A 5,146-nucleotide genomic window follows, 5' to 3' on the forward strand; every position below is an offset into this window, starting at 1 on the left:
GCACAGCCGTATTACACCCAGCACCCAGACGTGCGTTTCTGTTGATGCGGTGCCCCTACCACACGTAACGCGGGTGTTGCGGATAAGACTGCTGTGTCCCTTCCACCTTGCATCCCCAGCGGCACGGACTTTGAGCGAAAAGCTGGATTCCGGATCGGCGGCTCCGGCACACGTTCCCCCGTCGGCGCGATGAGGAGTATGCTCCTGCCAGTTCCAATCCGACTATTGTCCCTCCTCGTCGCAAGGCTCTGCCTTGTGACGCACTTATTCAGGGGCTCTGCCCCGTCCAGGCTGCCTGTGGACTCACCAAAAGATGGTCGGTATGATGCACGAGGAGATGTGTGCCACCCGAGCAGGAGAGCGAGCGGCACCGCTTCCCATGACAAACCGGTGTGTGAGCAGAGCCACTACGCCTCATCCCCTGCATACACCAGCGCCACAAAGCGGTCGCGGTCGAGGCCGCCGAAGTAGGCGCTTACGTCCACCTCGCTGAGCGCGTCGTGCAGGGCCTCCGGACGGTAGGAGACGCCTTCGAGGTCGGCCTCCAGATCGTCCACCGCGCGGTGGCCCAGGAAGTCGCCGTAGATGGTGGCTTCGGTAATGCGTCCGTCATCGACCGAGAGCCGCACGTCGACCTCGCCCACATCGTCGAAGCGACGCGTGCGCTGCACATCGAACGCAGGCGAAGCGCCGTAATTCCAGTCCCACGTGCGGTACTTCTCGTCGGCCAGGGTGCGGGCGGCGTTCCAGTCGGATTCGGTGGGCTCGTAGACGGTAACGTCCTGCTCTGCCTTGAATGTGTCGAGCAGATGCGTGCGCAGATCCGCGACCGTAAAGGCGTCGTCCAGAAACTCGGCGATGTTCGCCACCCGGCTACGAGCAGACTTGTGACCCTTCGACTCAATCTTGCTTTGCTTTACGTTGAGGGCGTGGCTGACCTCGCTCAGATCACTGTCAAAGAGCAGCGTGCCGTGACTGAACATGCGCTTCCCGGTGGAATACTGCGCGTTGCCCGACACTTTACGATCGTTCACCACGATGTCGTTGCGCCCCTTGAGCTCAGCCGGTACACCCAGATCGTTCAGCGCGTGGATGACAGGCCGGGTAAAGTGCGTGAAATTGTTCAGGCGGTCGGGCGCATAGTCGGTGATGAAGCTGAAGTTCAGGTTGCCGGGATCGTGGTAGACCGCCCCGCCGCCCGACACACGTCGCACCACGTGGATGTCGTTGGCCTCCACATACGCCGCGTTGATCTCTTCAAGTGTATTCTGGTTGCGCCCAATGATAATCGACGGCTCGTTCACGTAGAAGAGCACGTAATCCTCGTCGTTGGGAAAGGTGCGCAGCACGTGCTCTTCGAGCGCCAGGTTGAGCGTGGGGTCGTGTATGGGCGTCGTATCCAGGTAGCGCATAAGGGAGGCGAAGGGAATCGGTTGCACAATAGTGAACGGCAGATTATCACGTACATGGATGGATACACAGGCGCGTGGTTTCCACAGCGGGAGGGGCGCGACATCTCCTTCACACTGTGCCGGATGCACCATCGAAGGGCGTTTGCGAGCGGCGTCCGTAGTGGCGTAGCGCGCCAGCAATCACGAGCAGGCTAAGCAGTCCCCACGCCACGGCCCAGACCTCTGCGGGCAGCCCGGTGAGCCCGGCCATGGTGGCGGCGTCGTTATGGGCATGGCCCGAGCGGGTGAGCGTCCACAGCGTCAGGATGCTGTTGAGTCCGTCGAGTGCGAGTTGCACGCCCAGAAAGATGACGGTGCCCTGCTGCCAGCGCGGCGGAGCGTACGCGGCCACGCTCCACAGCACCAGCGCCATGAGTCCGCCCACGGCCCAGGCCAGCAGTCCACCTGTGATGAACATGTAGGCGAGGGCCCCGCCCATGAGTGCAAGCCCGGCGAAGAGGGCCAGGCGGCGGGACCATGAGCGCGCCGGCCTGCGGGGGGAGGTAATGGCAGTGCTATGAAGCGCAGCCTGTGCCTGCGAGCCGGATGTGCGGGCGTAGGAACACATCAGGAGGCCCGAGACGAACGCTCCGAAAGCCAGCAACGATGCTCCGTATCCACTAAAAAACGCCGTCACGATAAGCAGCCCGCCTGCGGTAGACCACAGCGCGGTGCGCACGCGGGTTGCTTGCGTGCCAGCTACAAGGAGCGCCGCACCGACCACCACCGAGGCCAGGTAACCGGCCGGCGTCGCAATGAGGCGCACACCGCCGCGATAGCTGACGTAACCGCTGGTGTCCAGGCGGATGACAAACTGCTCCACCGAGCCGCCCGTCACGACTGCGGCCAGGGCGTGCCCGGCTTCGTGGATGAACGTGCCAACGAGGTCGAACGGGTAGATGAGCCACATGCCGTAGGGCACCAGCATGCACGCCGCCACTACGGCCATGGCGGCGAGGAGCATCTTTCGGGCCGTTGAATGGGAGGCCATAGCGAGACGGATTCAGGGAGAACGTGACAGATGCTGCGGTAGGATGCGCTGTAGCGCGCGGTTCTACAAACCCCAGAGGCTTCACGGCGTTCAGCATGCCCCCTTGGACGGGGCGTATCTCCGAACCAGCCCCACACTGCAAGTCATCCGCACGCTTCCGCACCCCGGTAGCGCTTGTGGGGAAACGTTCCGTATGCTATGTGCTGCGCATTCCTGTTAAGCATCCGCCCCATCTGCTCATGCTCAACTACATCTGGGCCGGGCTGATTATTTTCAGTCTGGTGTTTGCCCTTTCGACCGACGTGCAGGAGCTGTCGTCCGATCGCTACCGCAACGGCGACGCGTTCGAGGTTACGGTGTCCTTCCCGGAGGAATACAACGCCGACGCTCGCCGTCAGCCGGTGACGGTGCACCTCGACACCACCGCGTTTCAGGCGTTCTATCCGGATGCCGCCTCGCCCGACGCGCGCTACGACGGTGAGCTCGTGCAGACGCAAGACGGCGATCAGGTCGTGCTCGGCAGCGATACGGAGCTGCCGCAGCCCTGGCAAGATATGCGCGATTTCTACGGCGACGAGACCAGCGATCCGATTCGCGCCGAGGCCCAGCTTACCGATAGGCCAGGAACGGCGGTGCAGGCGCGCCTCACGTTTGAGCCGGTTCATTTTCGGAAGCTGAACGATATTGCCGCGGCCGCACTCGACTTTGCGGAGACTGCCGCCTCGCTGGCGCTGGGACTCATTGGCGTGCTGGCGCTGGTGCTGGGCCTTCTCAAGATTGGCGAGGAGGGCGGTCTCATCCACTCGCTTACGCGCTTTGTGCAGCCGGTGCTGCGCCCGCTCTTCCCAGAGCTGCCGAAAGATCACCCGGCCATGGGCACGATTGCGCTGAATCTGCTGGCGAATGTGTTTGGGCTTGGCAACGCCGCCACGCCGCTCGGCATCAAGGCAATGGAGGATTTGCAGAAAGAGAACCCGTCGGAGGAAACCGCGACCAACGCGATGGTGATGCTGCTGGCGCTGAATACGTCGAGCGTGCAACTGGTGCCGCCGGTGCTGCTCATTGCGATTATGGGCCTGCAGGTGAACGAACTGGTGTTCTCGATTGCGCTGGCTACAGCCTGCACCACGGTGGCCGGCATTGCGGGTGCGGTGCTGCTTAGCCGGATGAAACGCTTTGCCGACTCCAACCCGATGAACAACTCCTCATAGAGAAAATCCGCTCTGTATCCCTCTGTTTTATAACGTAATAGCGATATTCTATGCTTGAGACGATTCGCAGCATTGTTAGCATCCTCTCGTATTTTGTGCTTCCGGCGATTCTGGTCGGTTTCCCGCTGTACGGCCTGATTAAGGGCGTGCGGGTCTACGAGGTCTTTGTGGAGGGCGCAAAAGAAGGCTTCGACATCGCCGTGATGATCATTCCGTACCTGGTGGCCATTCTGTTTGCAATTGGAATGTTTCGGGCATCGGGGGCGATGGACTTTCTGGTGGATACGCTCGACCCGGTGCTGGCGTGGGTTGGTATTCCGGCGGAGGTGCTGCCCATGGCAATTATGCGTCCGCTTACGGGATCCGGGTCGGCGGCGCTCGTGGCGGATATGGTGGCGCAGTATGGCGAGGATGCGCTCATCGTGAAGATGGTAGCGACGATGTTTGGTTCGACCGAAACCACGTTTTACGTAATTGCGGTGTATTTTGGCGCGGTTAACATCCGAAAGACGCGGCATGCGGTGCCTGCAGGGCTGTTTGCGGATGCTGTGGGCGTGATTGCTTCGGTGTATGTGGTGCGCCTGCTCTTTGGGGGATGATGCACATCTGTAGTACAGTTCCACAGTGTACGTAGGGACACGGCGCGCCGTTGTATCTGTTTGGCGCGATTCAATGGCCGCCCGGGATATTCTTCCGACAGCTGTCGGAATACTGACCCCGGGCTAAGGAGCGGCACGATGTGAGTCAAACCCATAGCCGGGTAACCTGTGCCGAACCCTGTCGGTACCGCTTGCATCCCCGGCGATCTGTGGCACATCGCTAAACGCGTACATGCTCTGTGTCGTCACGAGATCATATCGCGCCGCAGGTCATCCTGACGCCGCTAGGCGGAAGGATCTCAGCGCCATCCCCACAGGCTCGCCACGCCCGGTGCGCGTAGGGTGCACCTCGTGGCCACTGAGCAGCAGGCCCCCCGACCGCAGGGGGCTGAGATGCTTCACTTCGTTAGGAGTTACGCACTTGACCCGAGAGGCGTCATTTCCTGCCTTAGGACGGGGCGGAGCCCCTAAACGACGGCGTCACGAGGCAGAGCCTCGCGACGAGATGACATTCGTAAGCGGCAACTGCGTAAGTCCTGAAGATTAAGAGGTAGCGGTTCAATGCTAAGTGATGGAAGGAATGGACCTGTAGCCGGAGACTGAGAATGCATTGTGCTATACATCTGACCGCTGTTGAACATACCGAAATGCTTTTTTATGCCCTCACACCGTCATCCCAGACGGAGCGGAGCGACGATCTGGGATCCATGCCCCAATGGAGGGATACGTGAGCGGAGTGCGTTCGCCCTCAACCGGCGAATTGCAGTAGTCGGCGCCGTGCTTTTGTGGGGCGTCTATGCCATGTTTTTGATATGGTACAAGGGGCTTAACCAGACCGGCATGAATGATGCCTATGGTTTTGCCCTGTGGATCTGGGCGGACCTGGCTGTGATT

Annotated in this window: 4 protein-coding genes; 2 read left to right on the plus strand and 2 right to left on the minus strand. The window is 61.0% G+C overall.

What is annotated here, in order from left to right; translation table 11 throughout:
- Positions 1–407 precede the first annotated feature (407 nt).
- Positions 408–1,439 carry a lipoate--protein ligase gene (locus tag R6U20_RS04400; protein WP_410336654.1) on the minus strand — a complete coding sequence of 344 codons (1,032 nt, stop codon included), beginning with the start codon at positions 1,437–1,439 and terminating at the stop codon, positions 408–410.
- A gap of 82 nt (positions 1,440–1,521) precedes the next feature.
- Positions 1,522–2,442, minus strand: coding sequence for a M50 family metallopeptidase (locus tag R6U20_RS04405; protein ID WP_410336655.1), 921 nt, complete (start codon positions 2,440–2,442; stop codon positions 1,522–1,524).
- Between the two features lie 176 nt (positions 2,443–2,618).
- Between R6U20_RS04405 and R6U20_RS04410 the strand changes: the two genes are divergently transcribed.
- Together R6U20_RS04410 and R6U20_RS04415 are read left to right on the plus strand one after the other, a co-directional pair.
- Positions 2,619–3,653 carry a nucleoside recognition domain-containing protein gene (locus R6U20_RS04410; protein ID WP_410336656.1) on the plus strand — a complete coding sequence of 345 codons (1,035 nt, stop codon included), beginning with the start codon at positions 2,619–2,621 and terminating at the stop codon, positions 3,651–3,653.
- A 50-nt stretch (positions 3,654–3,703) separates the two neighbouring features.
- Positions 3,704–4,252: a spore maturation protein gene (locus R6U20_RS04415; RefSeq protein WP_410336657.1), complete on the plus strand. Its 549-nt coding sequence runs from the start codon at positions 3,704–3,706 to the stop codon at positions 4,250–4,252.
- Positions 4,253–5,146 lie beyond the last annotated feature (894 nt).

It is taken from the genome of Longimonas sp. (assembly GCF_046498435.1).
GTDB lineage: Bacteria > Bacteroidota > Rhodothermia > Rhodothermales > Salinibacteraceae > Longimonas.

Excerpts from the sequence above, each read along its gene's own strand:
- R6U20_RS04415 (WP_410336657.1), top strand. The coding sequence starts at position 3,704 with ATGCTTGAGACGATTCGCAGCATTGTTAGCATCCTCTCGTATTTTGTG.
- R6U20_RS04405 (WP_410336655.1), bottom strand. The coding sequence starts at position 2,442 with ATGGCCTCCCATTCAACGGCCCGAAAGATGCTCCTCGCCGCCATGGCC.